Source organism: Rothia mucilaginosa (genome assembly GCF_964211445.1).
Taxonomy (GTDB): Bacteria; Actinomycetota; Actinomycetes; order Actinomycetales; family Micrococcaceae; genus Rothia; species Rothia mucilaginosa_E.
Window position 1 is genome coordinate 12,205 of the sequence record NZ_CAXOQT010000027.1, and the last position, 19,100, is coordinate 31,304.

The 19,100-nt window shown below is 61.5% G+C and carries 17 protein-coding genes; 15 read left to right on the forward strand and 2 right to left on the reverse strand.

What is annotated here, in order from left to right:
• The first annotated feature begins 63 nt into the window (after nt 1-63).
• The 9 genes from alaS (at nt 64) to nusB (ending at nt 10,929) form a co-directional block, all read left to right on the forward strand.
• Nucleotides 64-2,751, forward strand: coding sequence for an alanine--tRNA ligase (alaS, locus tag AB8E48_RS07245; protein WP_368886254.1), 2,688 nt, complete (start codon nt 64-66; stop codon nt 2,749-2,751).
• Between the two features lie 2 nt (nt 2,752-2,753).
• A complete protein-coding gene (ruvX, locus tag AB8E48_RS07250; protein WP_297605090.1) occupies nt 2,754-3,317 on the forward strand; it encodes a Holliday junction resolvase RuvX in 564 nt (187 codons plus the stop codon).
• Nucleotides 3,314-4,507: an endolytic transglycosylase MltG gene (mltG, locus tag AB8E48_RS07255; protein WP_368886255.1), complete on the forward strand. Its 1,194-nt coding sequence runs from the start codon at nt 3,314-3,316 to the stop codon at nt 4,505-4,507. The genes ruvX and mltG overlap by 4 nt, the downstream gene beginning before the upstream one ends.
• A gap of 243 nt (nt 4,508-4,750) precedes the next feature.
• Entirely contained in the window at nt 4,751-5,686 is a 936-nt protein-coding gene (locus AB8E48_RS07260; RefSeq protein ID WP_368886256.1) for a shikimate dehydrogenase, read from the forward strand.
• 119 nt (nt 5,687-5,805) lie between these two features.
• Complete coding sequence (gene aroC, locus AB8E48_RS07265) at nt 5,806-7,023, forward strand: chorismate synthase (RefSeq protein WP_005508730.1); 1,218 nt, start codon at nt 5,806-5,808, stop codon at nt 7,021-7,023.
• Nucleotides 7,023-8,561, forward strand: coding sequence for a shikimate kinase (locus tag AB8E48_RS07270; RefSeq protein WP_368886257.1), 1,539 nt, complete (start codon nt 7,023-7,025; stop codon nt 8,559-8,561). Before aroC ends, AB8E48_RS07270 begins: the two co-directional genes overlap by 1 nt.
• 25 nt (nt 8,562-8,586) lie before the next feature.
• A complete protein-coding gene (gene aroB, locus AB8E48_RS07275) occupies nt 8,587-9,717 on the forward strand; it encodes a 3-dehydroquinate synthase (protein WP_439958504.1) in 1,131 nt (376 codons plus the stop codon).
• Nucleotides 9,718-9,955: 238 nt separating this feature from the next.
• A complete protein-coding gene (efp, locus tag AB8E48_RS07280) occupies nt 9,956-10,519 on the forward strand; it encodes an elongation factor P (protein WP_005505932.1) in 564 nt (187 codons plus the stop codon).
• The gene (nusB, locus tag AB8E48_RS07285; RefSeq protein WP_303940727.1) at nt 10,519-10,929 is read left to right on the forward strand and encodes a transcription antitermination factor NusB; all 411 of its coding nucleotides are present in this window, start codon (nt 10,519-10,521) and stop codon (nt 10,927-10,929) included. Before efp ends, nusB begins: the two co-directional genes overlap by 1 nt.
• A 349-nt stretch (nt 10,930-11,278) precedes the next feature.
• Here the strand turns inward: nusB and AB8E48_RS07290 are convergent, their stop codons facing one another.
• Both AB8E48_RS07290 and AB8E48_RS07295 read right to left on the reverse strand, forming a co-directional pair.
• Nucleotides 11,279-12,013 carry a methyl coenzyme M reductase subunit gamma gene (locus AB8E48_RS07290; protein WP_368886259.1) on the reverse strand — a complete coding sequence of 245 codons (735 nt, stop codon included), beginning with the start codon at nt 12,011-12,013 and terminating at the stop codon, nt 11,279-11,281.
• A gap of 132 nt (nt 12,014-12,145) precedes the next feature.
• Nucleotides 12,146-12,874, reverse strand: coding sequence for a methyl coenzyme M reductase subunit gamma (locus AB8E48_RS07295; RefSeq protein WP_368886260.1), 729 nt, complete (start codon nt 12,872-12,874; stop codon nt 12,146-12,148).
• 292 nt (nt 12,875-13,166) lie between these two features.
• Between AB8E48_RS07295 and pyrR the strand changes: the two genes are divergently transcribed.
• The 6 genes from pyrR to AB8E48_RS07325 form a co-directional block, all read left to right on the forward strand.
• Nucleotides 13,167-13,835, forward strand: coding sequence for a bifunctional pyr operon transcriptional regulator/uracil phosphoribosyltransferase PyrR (pyrR, locus tag AB8E48_RS07300; RefSeq protein WP_368886261.1), 669 nt, complete (start codon nt 13,167-13,169; stop codon nt 13,833-13,835).
• Nucleotides 13,832-14,833 carry an aspartate carbamoyltransferase catalytic subunit gene (locus tag AB8E48_RS07305; RefSeq protein WP_368886262.1) on the forward strand — a complete coding sequence of 334 codons (1,002 nt, stop codon included), beginning with the start codon at nt 13,832-13,834 and terminating at the stop codon, nt 14,831-14,833. The genes pyrR and AB8E48_RS07305 overlap by 4 nt, the downstream gene beginning before the upstream one ends.
• A 30-nt stretch (nt 14,834-14,863) precedes the next feature.
• A complete protein-coding gene (locus AB8E48_RS07310; RefSeq protein WP_368886263.1) occupies nt 14,864-16,165 on the forward strand; it encodes a dihydroorotase in 1,302 nt (433 codons plus the stop codon).
• A gap of 141 nt (nt 16,166-16,306) precedes the next feature.
• Complete coding sequence (locus tag AB8E48_RS07315; protein ID WP_005508722.1) at nt 16,307-16,846, forward strand: PH-like domain-containing protein; 540 nt, start codon at nt 16,307-16,309, stop codon at nt 16,844-16,846.
• Nucleotides 16,847-17,011: 165 nt separating this feature from the next.
• Complete coding sequence (carA, locus tag AB8E48_RS07320) at nt 17,012-18,199, forward strand: glutamine-hydrolyzing carbamoyl-phosphate synthase small subunit (RefSeq protein ID WP_070676498.1); 1,188 nt, start codon at nt 17,012-17,014, stop codon at nt 18,197-18,199.
• Nucleotides 18,200-19,100: ATP-binding protein (locus tag AB8E48_RS07325; RefSeq protein ID WP_439958503.1), on the forward strand; the 901-nt coding region annotated here is incomplete at its 3' end.

Here is a 19,100-nt window from a genome sequence, read left to right on the forward strand (position 1 = left end):
GGACAGGCACCATAGGTCAGTAGACTAATTTAGAATTTCGCACAGATTACTCTAAGGAACGAGATGCTCTCACAGGAGATTTCCAAGCGCTGGATCGATTTCTTCGCTTCCCGCGGCCATACTGTGGTGCCTTCGGCATCGCTGATTTCGAACGAGCCCGGCGCTATGTTCACCATTGCCGGTATGGTGCCGTTCATTCCCTACTTCCTGGGCCGTGAGACCCCTCCGTTCTCCCGCGCGACCAGCGTGCAGAAGTGCATCCGCACCCTGGACATTGAAGAGGTCGGTAAGACTGCGCGTCACGGTACCTTCTTCCAGATGGCTGGTAACTTCTCGTTCGGTGATTACTTCAAGGAGCAGGCGATTCCGTTTGCTTACGAGCTGCTGACCACCCCTCAGGATAAGGGCGGTTTCGGTCTGGATCCGGAGCGCCTGTGGGTCACCATTTATGAGGGTGACGATGAGGCCTTCGACATTTGGCACAACAAGGTGGGCTTCCCGGCTGAGCGTATTCAGCGTATGGGCATGAAGGAAAACTACTGGTCCACCGGTCAGCCCGGCCCCGCAGGCCCCGACTCGGAGATCTTCTTCGACCGTGGCCCCGCGTACGGTAAGGAAGGCGGCCCGGCGGCTGACGACGACCGTTACATTGAGATTTGGAACCTCGTGTTCATGCAGTACCAGCGTGGCGAGGGCATCGGCAAGGATGACTTCGAGATTCTGGGTGATTTGCCGAAGAAGAACATCGATACCGGTCTGGGCGTTGAGCGTCTTGCCATGCTGCTGCAGGGTGTTGAGAACTTCTACGAGACCGACCAGGTCCGCCCCGTTCTGGACGCTGCTTCTAAGCTGTCCGGTAAGAAGTACCACGGCTCTGAGTCTGCTGAGGACGAGGGCTACGAGGACGACGTGCGTATGCGCGTGGTGGCTGACCACATCCGTTCCTCGCTGATGCTGATTGCTGATGGCGTGACCCCCTCCAACGAGGGTCGCGGCTACATTCTGCGCCGTCTGATGCGCCGTGCGATTCGTGCGATGCGTCTGCTGGGCGTTACTGAGCCCTGCCTGCCCGTGCTGTTCCCGGCTTCGCGTGATGCGATGAAGGGTGCTTTCCCGTACGTTGCTGACGACTTCGAACGTATTTCCCGCATTGCGTACGCTGAGGAGAAGGCGTTCCTGCACACCATTGAGACCGGTACTGAGCGTCTGGAAGAGGCTGTTGCAGCCGCTAAGAAGGATGGCTCGAACTCTGTTTCCGGTGCTGAGGCGTTTGCTCTGCACGACACCTACGGCTTCCCGATTGACCTGACCCTGGAGATGGCCGCTGAGGCTGGCGTGAAGGTGGATGAGAAGTCCTTCCGTGAGCTGATGGCTGAGCAGCGTCACCGTGCGCAGGCTGACGCTAAGGCGAAGAAGGGCGCGTTTGCTGACCTGTCCGAGCTGCGTAAGCTCGTGGACGAACGCGGCTCCATCTTCACCGGCTACACCGAGCTGCGTACCGAGACTAAGCTGCGCGCAATCCTGGTGGATGGCGTGTCTGTTCCCGCCGCTAAGGCTGGCGACAAGATTGAGGTTGTCCTGGACGAGACCCCGTTCTACGCGGAGGCTGGTGGCCAGGCAGCTGATACCGGTGTTATTACCGGCAACGGCTTCATTATTGACGTTCAGGACGTTCAGCAGCCCGTGAAGGGTCTGAGCGTTCACCGCGCCGTTGTGCGTGAGGGCGAGGTTCACACCGGTGCCGATGTTGTGGCACAGGTTGACGTTCAGCGCCGCCGCGACGGTGAGAAGGCACACTCGGGTACCCACATCATTCACGCTGCCCTGCACCAGGTTCTCGGCAACGAGGCTACCCAGCGTGGCTCCTTCAACAAGGAAGGCTACCTGCGTTTCGACTTCGCATGGAGCGAGGGCCTGTCCGAGTCCGCTAAGCGTGAGGTTGAAGAGGTCGCTAACCTCGCTATCCGCGACAACCACGAGGTGATTACCCGTGAGATGCCGCTGGCTGAGGCTAAGGCTCTGGGTGCTATGAGCCTCTTCGGTGAGAAGTACGGCGACGTGGTGCGCGTTGTTGAGATCGGCGGCGAGTTCTCCCGCGAGCTGTGCGGTGGTACCCACGTTGGTTCGTCCGCTGAGATTGGTTCGCTGACCCTGCTAACCGAGGGCTCTGTTGGCTCCGGTAACCGCCGTGTTGAGGCTCTGGTGGGTCTGGATTCCTTCAACCACCTGGCTGCTGAGCGTACCCTGGTGAACCAGCTGACCGGCCTGATGAAGGTTCAGTCTTCCGCTGATCTGCCCGAGAAGATTAACCAGACTCTGGCTAAGCTGAAGGCTGCTGAGAAGGAACTGGCTCAGTTGCGCCGCGAGAAGCTGCAGGCTGAGGCTGGCAAGCTGCTGGAGAACGCACAGACCATTGGTGCTGTTCGCGTTCTGGCACATGACGCTGGCGAACTGGATGCTAACGGCGTTCGTGAGCTGGCTCTGGATCTGCGTTCGCGCTTCGGTTCCGAGGCCGCTGTTGTCGCCGTGGTGGGTGTGGCTAATGGCCGCCCCGTCGTCCTGGTGGCAACCAACGAGGGTGCTCGTGAGGCTGGCGTGAAGGCTGGCGCTCTGGTCCGCGTAGCTGCCGGTGTTCTCGGCGGCGGTGGCGGCGGTAAGGACGACGTCGCTCAGGGTGGTGGCCAGGACGCATCCAAGATTGGTGCCGCACTGGACGCTGTCCGCGACGCTATCGCACAGGCTCAGGCCTAAATATGGCAGAATTCCAGCGCGGAGTGCGGATGGGTGTCGATGTGGGTAATGCCCGCGTCGGCACCGCCCTCAGCGACCCCGACGGCATTCTCGCCACCCCGCTCAAGACGTTGCGCCGCGACGCGAAGAAGAACTCTGACCGCCGTGTTTTGCGCAAGCTGATTGAGGTGAACGAGGTGGTGGAGGTGTTCGTCGGTCTCCCGAAGACCATGCGTGGTGGGGATTCTCCCTCCACGGAGATGGCTCGGGAGTACGCTCAGGCTCTGCGCTCCGAGCTGGATGCCGAAGACAAAACACACATTAACATTTGGCTGGTGGATGAGCGACTCACCACCGTGAGCGCTCACCGTGCACTGCACGAGGCTGGGGTTTCCAGCCGAGATTTCAAGACTATGGTTGACCAGGTGGCGGCTGTGAACATTCTGCAGTACAGCCTGGATGCCCTCAAGGCGGGGCAGTCCGTAGCCGGGTACAAGGTGAGCGATCCGGCCCACGAAGAAAACCGACCGTGCGAGTCAGAAGGGACAACGGTTGGTGCCGTCAACGAAACGGAGAACCTTCAGTGACCGAACAGAATAAACAGCCCGAAGAGAGCGGGCTCGACCTCTTTAGGCCCACGGCCGAGGACGAACGTAAGGGCATTACCGGCATTACGATGGAACAGGAAATCGTGTCGGTGGCTACGTTGCGTGCGCGTAAGCGCCGCCGCCGCGCCATCATGCTGAGCGCTATTTCCTTGTTTGTGGTGGCTCTGGTCATCATTTCGGGTGCCTTGATTACTCGCTATGACCCGTTCAAGACTCGTGACTACTCGGGTGGCGGCAATGGTACGACCGTGACTTTCACGATTCGTTCTGGCCAGTCCACCGCGCAGGTGGCGCAGGAGCTTGAGGCGGCGGGCGTTATTGCTGATGCTGATAAGTTTGTTGAGGTGTACACCAAAGAGAGCAAGGGCAAGTACTTGCAGCCTGGCACCTATGAACTGCAGCAGCACATGAGCAGCTCGAGCGCGATTACGACCATTATTGATGCGAATAGCAACGTCCTGTACCTGGCGATTCCGCAGGGTAAGCGCGTGAGCGAGACCATCGACCTGATTGTTTCTGGCTCCGATGGCGCGTTCACCCGCAAGCAGGTTGAGGACGCGGTCAGCAACTACACCCAGTACGGTGTGCCGAGCAACTTCCCCTCGATTGAGGGTTGGCTGCACCCGGGTGAGTACCGCTTCCCGAAGGACACCGACATCAAGAAGGTCATTCAGACCATGGTTGATAAGACCAAGGCTGACCTGAAGGAAGCCGGCGTGAGCGGCGACCAGAAGACCTTCGAGGTTCTGACCATCGCCTCCATCGTGGAGCTTGAGGCTCAGCCGAAGGACTACGTGGCGGTTGCAGGCATCATTGAGAACCGCCTGAACAACCCCGATGGTGAGACCTCCGGTCTGATTCAGTCGGATGCGACCGTGACCTACGGTCTGGGTGTCCGCTCGTACCACCTGACTGAAGAGCAGAAGGCCGATAAGAGCAATAAGTATAACACTTATGCGAATAAGGGTCTTCCGAAGGGTCCGATTGGTTCCCCGCAGCTGGCTTCGATTAAGGCTGCTGCGGCTCCTGAGAAGAACCCGTACTACTACTGGGTGACTGTGGACCTGGACTCCGGTGAGACTAAGTACTCCCGCACGTATGCTGAGCACCAGCGTTATGTTGAAGAGTACAACCAGTGGTGTTCTAAGCACCCGAACCGCTGTAGCTAAGTTGTAGCTCATTGGTTTAGCTGGTAGCTACGATTTGGTAGCTTCGGCGTGAAGGTTCCTTGCTGAGGCGGGTACCGCCTCCACGAGAGTGGGGGAGGTGCCCGCCTTTGCTATACCCGAATATCGGTTTGTCCCTTAAAATGGGTAGAGTGCGCCCATGAACGCGGGTTCGTGGCGTGCGTGTCTGCAAGCCCCAAGCGTTGAGAGCGTTCCCCAGCGTTGAGAGCGAAAGAGTATCTATCGATGAAGACTGAACCGTACCGTGAGGCCCCGTATCTTCGCCGTGCCTACGTGCTGGGGCACCCTATTGCGCATTCGCTGTCGCCTGCGCTGCATCGTGCGGCGTATGACTTTTTGGGTGAGGCGAACCTCGAGTACGATCGCCGTGACACTCTGCCCGATGATTTGCCGGAGATTATGCATGGCGTGCGCCACCCGAAGGGTACGGAGGACGCCCCGTATATTGCGGGCCTGTCGGTGACGATGCCGCTGAAGACCGCCGTCATCCAGTATTGCGATGAGTTGAGTGAGACTGCCTGCGTGACCGGTGCGGTGAATACGGTGTATCCGCGCGGTGAGAAGGTTCTGGGCGATAACACTGATGTGGTCGGCATCGTGAATGCGCTGCGCCATGCCGGTTTGGAGCCGGAACCGTTTAAGGATTCTGCCGCGATTGTGGGTGGAGGAGCGACCGCTATTTCCGCCCTGACCGCCTTACATGCGCTGGGTTACCGCCGCGTGAGCGTGTACGCCCGTTCCTTGCATAAGCTCGGTAGCGTGCAGGAGGCGGCGGACCGCCTGGGTGTTCAGCTGGAGCAGATTTCCTTGTCTGAGCTGCCGCAGAACCTTGCTGAGCGCGGCCATCACCCGGTGGTGTCTACGCTTCCGGCGCATGCGGCGGACGAGTGGGCGAGCCAGCTGACCGGTCTGAAGGGCGCCTCCGCAACGCACCGGCCGGTACTGCTCGATGTTGCGTATAACCCGTGGCCTTCGGTGCTGGCGAGCGCCTGGGAGGCTAACGGCGGCACCGTGGTTTCTGGCCTGGAGATGCTGCTGTATCAGGCGGTGGAGCAGGTGCTGCTGTTTACCGACCGCACCCTGTCTGAGGGCGAGCTACTGGGTTTGGTGAATGCGATGTGCGCGGCGGTTGATCTTGCGCCTCGTGCTTCCGTTTCGTGAAAAAAGCGTGCTTTCACTCGCTCAGTAAACAGGCATTTTATACACTATTTATACACGTGAAGAATTATTATTCCTTCCTCCTGCGCTGCGGTGCGGGTGCGATGAAAAGAGGTTAACCTATGGCCCTGCGTTGGCTCACTGCCGGAGAATCCCACGGCGAGGCGCTCGTCGGCATTATTGAGGGCGTACCCGCCGGTGTGGAACTCACCAGCGACATGGTGCGTGACGCCCTGGCTCGTCGCCGCCTCGGCTACGGCCGCGGTGCCCGCATGAAGTTCGAGGAGGACCGCGTGCGCATCCTGGGCGGTGTGCGTCACGGCCTGACTCAGGGCGGCCCGGTCGCGATTGAGATTGCGAACACCGAGTGGCCCAAGTGGACTGACGTGATGAGCTCCGACCCGGTGGATCCGAAGCTGATTGAGGGTCGTGCGCGTAATGCTGCGCTGACCCGTCCGCGCCCCGGTCACGCCGATTTTGCGGGTATGCAGAAGTACAACTTCTCGGAGGCTCGCCCGGTGCTGGAGCGCGCCTCCGCGCGTGAGACTGCGACCCGCGTGGCTCTTGGCGTGGTTGCCGCCCAGATTTTGAAGGCTCTGGGTGTTGAGCTGGTTTCTCACACCGTTGCTGTGGGTGGCGTGCACGCTCCCGAGGGCGCCCCGGTGCCTTCGCCCCGCAACGTTGACCAGCTGGACGCTGACCCGCTGCGCTGCTTCGACAAGGCAACCTCCGACGCGATGGTTCAGCGCGTGGACGAGGCGCACAAGGACGGTGAGACTCTCGGCGGCGTGGTTGAGGTGCTCGCGTACGGTATGCCTCCCGGACTGGGTTCGTACGTGCACTGGGACCGCCGCCTGGACGCGCGCCTTGCCGCAGCGCTGATGGGTATTCAGGCTATTAAGGGCGTTGAGGTTGGCGACGGTTTCGCGACCGCTGACCGCCCGGGCACTGCCGCTCACGACGAGATTTCCATTGGTGAGCACGGCGTTACCCGCGATACCAACCGTGCAGGTGGTATTGAGGGCGGCATGAGCATTGGTGACCTGCTGCGTGTGCGCGCGGCAATGAAGCCCATTGCGACCGTGCCGAAGGCTTTGAAGACCATTGACACTTCCACCGGTGAAGAGGCTCGCGCCCACCACCAGCGTTCGGACGTGTGTGCTGTTCCCGCCGCCGGCGTGGTGGCGGAGGCCATGGTCGCCCTGGTGCTCGCCGAGGCGGCACTGGAGAAGTTTGGCGGCGACTCGATTGGTGAGACTCGCCGCAACATGGATTCCTACCTGGACGCCATTCCGGCGTCTCTGGCGTGGGAGTCTAACGTTGCCGGTTGGGACGCGTAGTGCCCCTTCCGGCGGAGTCTGAGGGCCGCGGCGCGAAGGGTCGCGGGTCCGGGGAGGTTTCTGTGGAGCAGGGTGTTCGCCCGGTCGCTTCGAGCCCCCTTGCGCGTATTGCTGCGGCAACGCAGCGTGCGCGAGGGGGCGCTTCGCCGCGCCCGGAACCCGGCGCAGAATCCGGTGCGGAACCCGGCGTATCTGTTGCGGCTGAGCAGTCTGTTGAGGCATCGGGTGTTGAGGTTTCGGGTGCGGAGGCTCATGAGGCTGTTGCGCGTGAGGCTTCTTCCCGCCCGGCTTCTCGCGTGCCCACCCCCGCTGACCTGATGCGTTCTGGCACCCGCCCCCTGCCCGCCGCCGCTACTACGGCGAGCACGCAGGGTGTGCGCCTGTACGCCTCCTCGGTGTCTGAGGACGCCGACCCGGCGCTCGGCCTGGACGAGGACCTGCGCCTGAAGCTGCTCAGCGCCCTGCAGGGCATGGGCACCGCCCAGGAAGACCACCAGGAGGAACCCCGCGAGGAGTCCGCGAAGGCGGAGGCTCCCAAGCCTGCCGCCCCCAAGCCTGGTGTGCCGAAGCCCGCGACACCCAATCTCACTGTCCCCAAGCCGGCGCCTCCGAAACCTGTAGCGCCGAAGCAGGCTCAGCATGTTGAGGCAGCGGGGGAGAGCACTGCCTCTTCTGCTCCCGTACCCGCGGCTGAACCCGCCAAGCCGGTCCGTCCAACCCCGGCGCTGTTCGGCAAGGTTCAGGTTGCCGCGCCCGCCGCGGAAGAAGAGAACCCGGTGGGGGAGAAGCCCCTCGACGCTTCCGAGCTGACCGCAACTCCCGCTGAATCTGTGGCACCCGCTGATTCTACAGTATCCGTCGAAGCTTCCGCACCGGCTGAATTTGTCGCGCCCGAAAGCACCCCCGCAGACGTGCTCGCAGAAGACGAGTCCGCCTGCGGCGCTCGCATCCACCCGCAGCAGGTGCGTGAAATGCACGAGAACTTCGCGGAACGTTCCCGCCCCATCGTGCTCATCGGCCCCATGGCGGCAGGCAAAACCTATATTGGTACGCACCTGGCGCGTTTCTATGGCTACGAGTTCCTCGACGCTGACCAGCTCATCGTCGAACGCTACGGCGAAGTCTCCGAGATTTTCGAGATCTTCGGTGAGGCGCACTTCCGCGAGCTGGAACGCAAAACCATCGAAGAGGTGCTGACCTCGCCCGTGTACCGCAACACGGTGTTTTCGCTCGGTGGCGGCGCACCCATGACCGACTCGGTCGCGGAGCTTCTCAAGGACGAATGCGTGGTCTACATCCTCGTTGATGCCGAGACCGTCACCCCGCGCATTACCGGCAACAAGACCCGTCCGCTGTTGCAACCGAACCCGGTCGAGCGGTGGACCGAAATTTTTGAGCGCCGCCGTAGCCGCTACGAAGAGCTGGCGCACTTCACCCTGGACGCACGAGGCGGCCGCCCCATCACGGAGATGACCGCCGAGATTCAGGCGTACGTGACCGAGACCCGCAGCTCCCGCGCGCAGCGCCCCCAAGCTTAACCCCTCACCTGTGAAAGGACACATGATGAGCACTCAGCCCACCCCCACTTTCGGTGCCTCCGGCGCGGAAGATATTACCCGCATCCCGGTGACCGGCAGCTCCCCGCGTGAGAACTATGAGGTTCTCATCGGCCACAACCTGCTCGGTAAAATTCCCGAAATTCTGGGCAACCGCACCAAGAAGGTGCTCGTGATTCACCCGCGTGCCCTGCGCTCCACCGGTGAGCTTGTCATGGAAGATCTGCGTGCCATGGGCTACGAATCGTTCAGCGCCGAAATCCCGGACGCTGAGGAAGCCAAGCACTACCAGGTGGCGGCGTTCTGCTGGCAGGTGCTCGGTCAGAACGACTTCACCCGCACCGACGCTATTATTTCCGTGGGTGGCGGCGCTATTACCGACGTTGCCGGCTTCGTGGCGGCGACCTGGCTGCGCGGCGTGCGCGTCATCCACATTCCGACCACCCTGCTCGGCATGGTGGACGCCGCCGTGGGCGGTAAGACCGGCATCAACACCGCCGAGGGTAAGAACCTGGTGGGTGCGTTCTGGCCGCCCGCCGCGGTGCTCTGCGAGATTGGCACCCTGCGCACCCTGCCCGAGCACGAACTGCTGACCGGCATGGGTGAGGTCGTCAAGTGCGGCTTCATCGCAGACCCCGAAATCCTCGACCTGATCGAGGCGAACCCGGACGCTGTGCGCGATTCGCAGTCCGCCGTGATGCGCGAGCTCATCGAGCGCAGCGTGCGCGTGAAGGCGGAGGTTGTCTCCGAGGACCTGCGCGAGTCTGGCCGCCGCGAAATCCTGAACTACGGCCACACCCTCGCCCACGCGATTGAGCGCAACGAACGCTACCAGTGGCGCCACGGCGCGGCAGTGTCCGTGGGCATGGTGTACGCCGCCGAGCTGGCGTTGGCAACCGGCCACGCCGACGAAGAACTCGTGGCACGCACCCGCCGCATCCTCGAATCCCTGGGCCTGCCCACCTCCTACAAGGCGGACGCATGGCCCCAGCTGCTTGAAGCAATGCGCCGCGACAAGAAGGCACGCGGCAACCTGCTGCGCTTCATCATTCTTGACGGTTTGGCTCGCCCGCGCGTCTACGAGGTGCCGGACGATTCGATTCTGTACATGACCTACCAGGAAGTTATCTCCGAGTAGGTGATGAGTCCCGTACATTCACCGGAGGCACACGCCACGCGACCGCCAGCATCTGGCAGTCAGCGCGTGGCCGCCGGGCGGGGTGCCACAGATTCTGCCACAGAAACTGTGGCGCACCTGCTAGGCAAATTCGTGCGCATCCTGTAGAATGTACGGGACATAATTTTGCTCATTGAAAACTTAGCGCCGCGCCGGGTACCACTACGGCGTGAGCGTCGATGACACGAAGGAGAGCCCCATGGCATCCACTACCGATATTAAGAACGGCGCCGTCCTGAAGATTGACGGCAACCTCTGGTCCGTCGTAGAGTTCCAGCACGTTAAGCCCGGTAAGGGTGGCGCGTTCGTCCGCACCAAGCTGCGCAACGTTACCTCCGGCAAGGTCGTCGACCGCACCTTCAACGCTGGCGCTAAGATTGAAACCGCAACCGTTGACCGCTCCGACTACCAGTACCTGTACCAGGACGGCGACGACTACGTCTTCATGGACATGAAGACCTACGACCAGATCAACGTTCCCGCAACCGTTGTCGGCGACGCAGCAAACTACATGCTCGAGTCCCAGACCGCAACCATCGCAATGCATGAGGGTAGCCCCCTGTACATCGAGCTGCCCGCATCCGTGGTCCTCGAAATCACCTACACCGAGCCCGGCCTGCAGGGTGACCGCTCCACCGGCGGCACCAAGCCCGCAACCGTTGAGACCGGCTACGAGATCCAGGTTCCCCTGTTCCTGGAGACCGGCACCAAGGTCAAGGTTGACACCCGCACCGGTGAGTACCTCGGTCGCGTGAACGACTAATGAATTCGCGTACTAAAGCCCGATTGCGCGCCCTCGAAGTGCTCTTCGAGGCGGATCAGCGCAACGAAGATTATATTGAGGTACTCCGCCGCCGCCGACTGTACACGGTAGCGCAGATTTCTGCTTACTCTGAGGAAATCATTCGTGGCGTCCGCGACCACGACGAAGAGATCCGCGAGTTTGTTGAGACTTACGCCCGTGACTGGTCCTTCGAGCGTATGCCCGCCGTGGACCGTGCCGTGCTGCGTATCGGCACTTGGGAACTTCTGTACAATGACGATGTTCCGGATGCTGTCGCAATTTCTGAGGCTGTCGGTCTGGCGCGTGTGCTGTCCACGAATGAATCTCCGAAGTTCGTGAACGGTCTGCTGGATAAGCTCCGTCAGGTGAAGCCGACCCTGCTCGCGTAAGACGTCCCACCGCGGCCTGCCCCCGGCCTATGGCTGGTTGGTTTGCCGTTGTTGAGGATGCACCCGCAGGGGAGCGTACGTGAAACCCCCGCCGTACTGTAGTTCGCTACAGGACGGCGGGGGTTTTCTGTGTCTACGCTTCTTTGGTTAGTGCGGTTCTGCGTGGGGTTCCGCGTTTGATGCGGATGTGCTTGTAGGGTTTGGGGTGCGCTCGCTGGGTTTTTAGGGGTAGCAGTGGAGGCTTCACCGGACAACGCGGGCGGGGGAGTGCCCCCCTCTGCGGCGCTGGGGCGCCTTGAGGACGGAGCCCCCGCCCCGCGTGCCCGGTATGCGCCTCGTTCAGTATTAGCTACTCACCCTGAGCGGATGCGGTTGCCTCGCTCGTAGCATCTGCTTCGTCTCCGCAACCGTTATGAAGGGTCTCAGATTTGATAACAACAAACGCGTTATCTTCGGAACGGCGAACAACAAAGACCCGTCGCGTTAGCTGAGGGTCCTTAAATTTCTTGCCCTCAGCAGTGCGAACGTTGCTCCAGTCTTCACAGAATGTGATGGTTGCGCCAGTGTTGTATGAAACAGAACCATCGTCGTTCATGGTTCCATAGGTGACTGGATCGATGTTAGAGAAGGTAATTTCGCCCTTGAGAGGACCACGGCCTTCTTCTTCTAAGAACTTTCGAATATTCTCCACCTCCTCCTTTGTTTCTTCAAGGAAGTGTTTACTCACGTGCCGGAGCAGCTCTTCATCACTCGTGTGCTCCAGGTTCCCATGCATCCATGCATTCCAAACGCGTCGGTACTGTTCCAACGCATCGTATGCAGCCTTGAGGGTCGCATCTGCAGCCTCCTTCGACGGGTTATCCAGATCAACGTTCGCACGAATCAGCACGGGCTCATAACCCGTCGGGGTGGGCGAAGCAGTAGGAGTTGTAGAAGCCTCGGCACTTGCCGATTCAGCGCTCGCGGAAGTGGATGCGCTCGATTCTGCACTAACCTGCGCGCCGCCGGAACAAGCGGACAGGGTCAGCATCATTGCCGCAGAAAGCGCGGCAATAGAAGTACGCGTGGTACGACTAAACATCATTGTTGGTTCTTTTCTGGTGTGTGGTTGTGCCGATAAAGACGGCTATGAAACGGTGACTGTTGGAGGCGCACCGGGCAACGCAGGCGGAGGTGTCCTCCTCGTGTGCCCGGTATGCGCCTCGTCCAGTATCAGCTACTCGCTTTGGGCGGCTGCGGTCGCCTCGTTCGTAGCGTCTGCTTCGCCTCCGCAACCTTTATGTACGGTTCGCATCTTGGCAATAACGAACGCACCATCCTCTGCGCGACGAATAAAAGTGATTTCTCGCGTCTGCAGAGGTGAATCAACTTTCTCACCGTCTACCCGGCGAAGATCGCTCCAGTCTTCACAGTAGGTGATAACCACGCCGGTATTGTATACGCGTGACCCGTCATCCTTGATGCTTCCGTAAATCTCTTTTGTCTTAGCATCACGGAAGATAATATCGCCGTTCGCGGGAGCTTCCTGAGAGAGCTCATAAAAATTCTCCACAGTCTTCTTCACGCTTCCGAGCACTTCTTTATGTACGTACCGGAGCAGGTCCTCATCGCTGGTGTGTTCGATATTCCCGTGCCTCCAGGCATTCCAAAGGCGGAAATGCTGCTCCAATGCGGCGTGCGCAGCTTTATCGGTTGCCTCAGCGGCTTCCACCGTGTTGCTATTCACGTCAATGCTCGCGTAAATCAGTTCGATTTCGGAGCCAGACGGGCCAGTCGGGGTAGGCGAAGGGGTAGGAGTTGCGGAAGCCTCGGCACTTGCCGACTCAGCGCTCGCGGAAGTGGATGCACTCGATTCTGCGTTGACCTGTGCGCCGCCGGAACATGCAGACAGGGTGAGCATCATTGCCGCAGACAGCGCGGCAATAGAACTACGGTTAAACATCATTGTTGGTTCTTTTCTGGTGTGTGGTTGTGTAAACCGCAGAATTATCCATACAGCAACGTGTGGAATTCAGCGGAATGTTATCGGTTGATGCCATTACCCTAACATACATTCGCAGAGCACACACCCCGGCATATTATTTGCCCATTTAGAGACTTGGTATGTGCCTTATCTCCGCAGTCGCCTCACCGTGGGCGGACTCTCGCCGAACCTGAACGTAGCCTGTGAACTGTGGTACCCTACTAGAAGCACAAAACCTTTAAATCCGTCCCGTGAGGCGGGGAAGGAGACGGCTATGCCTGGGTCAGCTGTACCCACATCCGGCGCGAATCAGGGGCGAAACGTAACCGCAGCCCCCCATTCGGCAACCCCTCAAAGCACCTTGGAGGACGCGACCACCGTCGGCCGCACCATCCTCAGCGAGGACGAAATCCGCCGCGCCCTCACCCGCATCGCCTACGAAATCATTGAAACCAATAAAGGCGTAGAAAACCTCGTACTCATCGGCATCCGCTCCCGCGGCGTGCCCCTCGCCGTACGACTCGCAGCCCGCATCCAAGCCATCGAGCCGAACTTCAACGCAGAAGATCGCCTCGGCGCCCTGGACATCACCGCCTACCGCGACGACCAGCGAACCGGCGGCACCACCTCCCCAGACACCGCAGGGGAAAGCATCATGCCCACCATCGGCATTGAAGGCAAAACCGTAGTCCTCGTTGACGACGTCCTCTACTCCGGCCGCACCGTACGCGCCGCCCTCGACGCACTCAACGCCCACGGACGGCCCGCCCTCGTACGCCTGGCAGTCCTCGTAGACCGCGGACACCGGCAACTACCCATCCGCGCCGACCACGTGGGCAAAAACCTGCCCACCAGCGCCAGCGAAACCGTGCGCGTCGTACTAACTGAAACCGACAACGCAACAGACCGAGTTGACATTATCCAGCTGGGAGGGCTCTCATGAAGCATCTGCTCGACACCCGCGAACTAACCCGCGAAGAAGCCATCGAAATCCTTGACGTCGCCGACTACATGGCGCAGGTCAAAGCCGAAAACCGCACCCTGAACGTGCTCAACGGCAAGACCGTCGTCAACCTCTTCTTCGAGGACTCCACCCGAACCCGCCTCTCCTTCGAAGCCGCTGAGAAGCGCCTGGGTGCCGCCGTCACCAACTTCTCCGCATCTGGCTCCTCCCTGTCTAAGGGCGAGTCGCTCAAGGACACCGCGCAGACCCTCAAGGCCATCGGCGCGGACGCCTTCGTGATCCGCCACTCGGCATCCGGCGCACCGCAGCGCCTCGCCGAAGCAGGCTGGACCGACATTCCCGTGCTCAACGCGGGCGACGGCACCCACGCACACCCCACCCAGGCACTGCTCGACGCCGTATCCCTGCGCCAGTACAAGGCAGAACGCGACGGCCTCGACAGCCCCCGCGGCACCGACCTGTCCGGTATGCGCGTGCTCATCGTCGGCGACATCCTGCACTCGCGTGTGGCACGCTCCAACCTCTGGCTGCTGACCACCCTCGGCGCGCAGGTCGTCTTCGTCGCACCGCCGACCCTGCTGCCGCTGAACACCGCCTCCTGGGTTGAAGAAGCCGGCCTGGAAATCTTCCACGACTTCGACGAAGCCATCGCCACCAACCCCGACGCCGTCATGCTGCTGCGCATCCAGAAGGAACGCATGAACGCCGCGTACTTCCCCTCCGCAGAGGAGTACACCGACCTGTGGGGCCTGACCGCCGAACGCTTCGCAACCCTGCAGGCACAGCCGCAGCCGGTCGCAATCCTGCACCCGGGCCCCATGAACCGCGGCCTGGAAATCTGCACCGAAGCCGCCGACGCCACCAACTCCTGGGTCCTGCGCCAGGTCAGCAACGGCGTGGCGCTGCGCATGGCGGTGCTCTACCTGCTTCTGACCGACGGCTCCAGCGCCAAGCTCTACGCCGGCGACGAATCCTAAACGACCTTCCTAACGAGAGGAACCAACACCATGAGCAAGTACCTTATCAAGGGCGCAAGCCTCTACGGCGAAAAGGTCGCCGACATCCTCATCGAGGACGGCGTGATTAGCCGCATCGCAGAGAACATTGACGCCGCAGACGCACAGCTCGTCGAGGCGGCAGGCCAGGTGGCACTGCCCGGCCTGGTCGACATCCACACCCACCTGCGTCAGCCCGGCTACGAGGCATCCGAAACCGTCGAGACCGGCACCCGCGCTGCAGCCCTGGGCGGCTACACCGCAGTGTTCGCCATGGCGAACTCCCTGCCCGTGGCCGACACCGCCGCAGTGGTTGAGCAGGTTGACCGCCTCGGCAAGGAAGCCGGCTGGTGCCGCGTGCAGCCCATCGGCGCAGTGACCGTGGGCCTGAAGGGCGAGCGCCTCTCCGACATTGGCGGCATGGCGAACTCCACCGCGAACGTGCGCGTGTTCTCTGACGACGGCATGTGCGTGTACGACCCCGCCGTGATGCGCCGCGCCCTCGAATACGTCAAGACCTTCGACGGCGTTATTGCGCAGCACGCGCAGGAGCCGCGCCTGACCGAGGGCGCCCAGATGAACGAGGGTAAGGTGTCCGCTGACCTGGGTCTGGCCGGTTGGCCCGCCGTCGCTGAAGAGGCAATCATTGCCCGCGACGTGCTGCTGGCCGAGCACCTGGACTCCAAGCTGCACATCTGCCACCTGTCCACCAAGGGCTCCATTGAGGTTGTGCGCTGGGCTAAGTCCCGCGGCGTGAAGGTGACCGCGGAGGCAACCCCGCACCACCTGCTGCTCACCGACGAGACCGCACGCACCTACGACCCGATTTTCAAGGTGAACCCGCCGTTGCGCACCGAAGAGGACGTCATGGCGCTGCGTCAGGCTGTTGCTGACGGCATCATCGACGTGATTGGTACCGACCACGCACCGCACCCGGCAGAGACCAAGGAATGCGAGTGGGCGTGCGCCGCGAACGGCATGACCGGCCTGGAGCAGGCACTGTCCATCATCCAGATGACCCTGGTTGACACCGGCATGATTACCTGGCGCGATGTGGCACGCATCCTCTCCGAGGAGCCCGCGAAGATTGGTCGCCTGGACCACGAGCAGGGCCGCCCGCTTGCCGAAGGAGAACCGGCAAACATTGTGCTGGTCGACCCGAAGGCAACCCGCGTAATCAAGCCGGAGGAGCAGGCCACCAAGGGCAAGAACAACCCCTACCGCGGCGTGGAGGTTCCCGGCTCGATTCGCGCAACCTTCTACGCCGGCCACCCGACCGTGCTGAACGGCAAGCTGGCCACCCCGCGCAAGTAACCCGCGAGGCGAACGTACGTGGTGACTGCCCCGCGGTGGCGGGCCTGAACCTGCCACCGCCTCGCCGGGAGCACCGCCCCCAACCTCACCAACCCAGGCCGAGATTATCGACCGAGACCCCAACCGAAAGAGAGAACCTTCGTGGGAAAGTTCCTGACCGCCGTCATCTGCATCGCCCTGGTCGCCCTGTGCATCTACGGCATGTGGCACGGATGGCGCTCGCGCCTGGCACGCCAGGCGAACATGTTCGGCTCCCTCAAGGAAGTTCCCGAACGCTACGAGGGTATGACCGCTGACGCCGCTTTCGAGGGCGAGTACGTCAGCACCACGATTTTCGGTAACTGGCTGGACCGCGTGGGTTTCGATTCGCTCGGCTTCAAGAGCAAGTCCACCCTGCTGATTTACCCGGACAGCATCATCTTCACCCGTAACGGCGCGAAGGACCTGTGGATTCCGGCGAAGAAGCTCGCAGTCATCACCACCGACCGCGGTATGGCGGGTAAGGTTGTGGAGAAGAACGGCCTGGTCGTGATTGGTTGGACCCTGGACGGTCACCGCGTGCAGACCGGCTTCCGCACCCGCTACGCCGAGGATAAGCAGGCGGTACTGCGAGAGCTGCGCCGCATCGCTCCGAACGCGGTGGATGCGCCCGAGAAGTGGGCGGCAGAACCGGAAGCCTAAAACCCGGCGCAATATCGCGGTGTAATATCCCGGCGCACCCACACCCATAGATTTTGCCTGAGGTCAGGCGAACACCCGCCGAAGGCACCATAGACTACCCCGGAACCTGCACGGTAGAGGCCGTACAGGAAGCGGGGGAGAACACCAGAGAAAAGGAAGAAGAGCATGACTGACATGACACGATCCGGCGCCCTGCGTACGGACCGCGCGCTGCTCGTCCTGGAGGACGGCACCGTCTACCGCGGCTACGGCTACGGCGCAACCGGCGCGTCCCTGGGCGAGGCGGTTTTCTCGACCGGTATGACCGGCTACCAGGAAACCCTGACCGACCCCTCCTACGCGGGTCAGATTGTGGTTCAGACCGCTCCGCATATTGGCAACACCGGCGTGAACAAGACCGATGCTGAGTCCCGCAAGATTTGGGTTGCCGGCTACGTGGTTCGCGACGCTGCACGCGTGGCATCTAACTGGCGTTCTGAGCGCACCCTCGACGAAGAGCTCATCGAGCAGGGCATCGTCGGTATTCAGGGCATTGACACTCGCGCCCTGACCCGCCGCCTGCGTTCGAGCGGTTCGATGCGTGCGGGCGTGTTCTCCGGTGAGCACGCAGAACGCCCCGAAGCTGAACTGCTGGAGGAGGTGCGCGCCTCCGAGCCGATGGCTGGCCGTAAGCTCGCTGACTCCGTTTCGGTTGACACCGCCTACACCGTTGAGCCGCACCAGTTCAACTGGTTCGCACCCCCGGTTGCAACCATTGTCGCCCTGGACCTGGGCATCAAGTCGATGACCCCGCAGCGTTTCGCTGAGCGTGGCGTGCGCGTGCACGTGCTGCCCGCAAGCGCAACCCTCGAGGACATCTACTCCCACAACCCCGACGGCGTGTTCTTCTCCAACGGCCCCGGTGACCCGGCAACCGCTGACGAGCAGGTTGAGCTGCTGCAGGGCGTGCTGCGTAAGGGCACCCCGTTCTTCGGCATCTGCTTCGGTAACCAGCTGCTCGGCCGCGCCCTGGGCTTCGGCACCTACAAGCTGCCCTTCGGCCACCGCGGCATCAACCAGCCGGTCATGGACAAGACCACCGGCAAGGTTGAAATTACCGCGCAGAACCACGGCTTCGCTGTGGACGCGCCGATTGGCGACTACGTAACCGCACCGAACGCCGAGTTCGGTCAGGTCATGGTCTCCCACGTGGGTCTGAACGACAACGTGGTTGAGGGCCTGACCTGTAAGGACATCCCCGCGTTCTCCGTGCAGTACCACCCCGAGGCTGCTGCGGGCCCGCACGATTCCGCCTACCTCTTTGACCGTTTCATCGACCTGATGGTCGCAACCAAGACTGCAAAGGAAGCATAAATGCCTCGTCGTACTGACCTTAATAGCGTCCTCGTCATCGGTTCCGGCCCCATCGTCATCGGTCAGGCAGCGGAATTTGACTACTCCGGCACTCAGGCGCTGCGCGTGCTGAAGGAGGAAGGCGTGCGCGTCATCCTCGTGAACTCGAACCCGGCAACCATCATGACCGACCCCGAGTTCGCGGACGCCACCTACATTGAACCCATCACCCCTGAGGTGATTGAGAAGATCATCGAGAAGGAAAAGCCGGACGCAATCCTGCCGACCCTGGGTGGTCAGACCGCACTGAACGCGGCAATCTCCCTGGATGAGCGCGGCGTGCTCTCCAAGTACAATGTTGAGCTGATCGGCGCGAACATTGAGGCGATTAACCTCGGTGAGGACCGTGAAGCATTCAAGGGCGTGGTGGAGCGCGCCGGCGGCGAGTCTGCACGCTCGGTGATTGTTCACTCCATGCCGGAGGCGCTGGAAGCCGCTAAGGAGCTGGGCTACCCGATGGTGGTTCGCCCCTCCTTCACCATGGGTGGTCTCGGCTCGGGTATGGCGTACAACGAGGAAGACCTCTACCGTATTGCCGGTGCCGGTATTCAGTACTCGCCGACCAGCGAGGTCCTGCTGGAGGAGTCCATCCTCGGCTGGAAGGAATACGAGCTGGAGATGATGCGTGACACCAACGACAACGTCGTGGTCGTCTGCTCCATCGAAAACTTCGACCCCGTGGGCGTGCACACCGGTGACTCCATCACCGTGGCACCCGCACTGACCCTGACCGACCGTGAATTCCAGAAGCTGCGCGACATCGCGATCAACGTGATTCGTGAGGTTGGCGTGGACACCGGTGGTTGTAACATCCAGTTCGCGATTGACCCGAAGACCGGCCGCATCATCGTCATTGAGATGA

Coding starts and splice junctions, on each gene's coding strand:
- alaS (WP_368886254.1), top strand. CDS start 64: ATGCTCTCACAGGAGATTTCCAAGCGCTGGATCGATTTCTTCGCTTCC.
- ruvX (WP_297605090.1), top strand. CDS start 2,754: ATGGCAGAATTCCAGCGCGGAGTGCGGATGGGTGTCGATGTGGGTAAT.
- AB8E48_RS07260 (WP_368886256.1), top strand. CDS start 4,751: ATGAAGACTGAACCGTACCGTGAGGCCCCGTATCTTCGCCGTGCCTAC.
- aroC (WP_005508730.1), top strand. CDS start 5,806: ATGGCCCTGCGTTGGCTCACTGCCGGAGAATCCCACGGCGAGGCGCTC.
- aroB (WP_439958504.1), top strand. CDS start 8,587: ATGAGCACTCAGCCCACCCCCACTTTCGGTGCCTCCGGCGCGGAAGAT.
- efp (WP_005505932.1), top strand. CDS start 9,956: ATGGCATCCACTACCGATATTAAGAACGGCGCCGTCCTGAAGATTGAC.
- nusB (WP_303940727.1), top strand. CDS start 10,519: ATGAATTCGCGTACTAAAGCCCGATTGCGCGCCCTCGAAGTGCTCTTC.
- AB8E48_RS07290 (WP_368886259.1), bottom strand. CDS start 12,013: ATGATGTTTAGTCGTACCACGCGTACTTCTATTGCCGCGCTTTCTGCG.
- AB8E48_RS07295 (WP_368886260.1), bottom strand. CDS start 12,874: ATGATGTTTAACCGTAGTTCTATTGCCGCGCTGTCTGCGGCAATGATG.
- pyrR (WP_368886261.1), top strand. CDS start 13,167: ATGCCTGGGTCAGCTGTACCCACATCCGGCGCGAATCAGGGGCGAAAC.
- AB8E48_RS07305 (WP_368886262.1), top strand. CDS start 13,832: ATGAAGCATCTGCTCGACACCCGCGAACTAACCCGCGAAGAAGCCATC.
- AB8E48_RS07310 (WP_368886263.1), top strand. CDS start 14,864: ATGAGCAAGTACCTTATCAAGGGCGCAAGCCTCTACGGCGAAAAGGTC.
- carA (WP_070676498.1), top strand. CDS start 17,012: ATGACTGACATGACACGATCCGGCGCCCTGCGTACGGACCGCGCGCTG.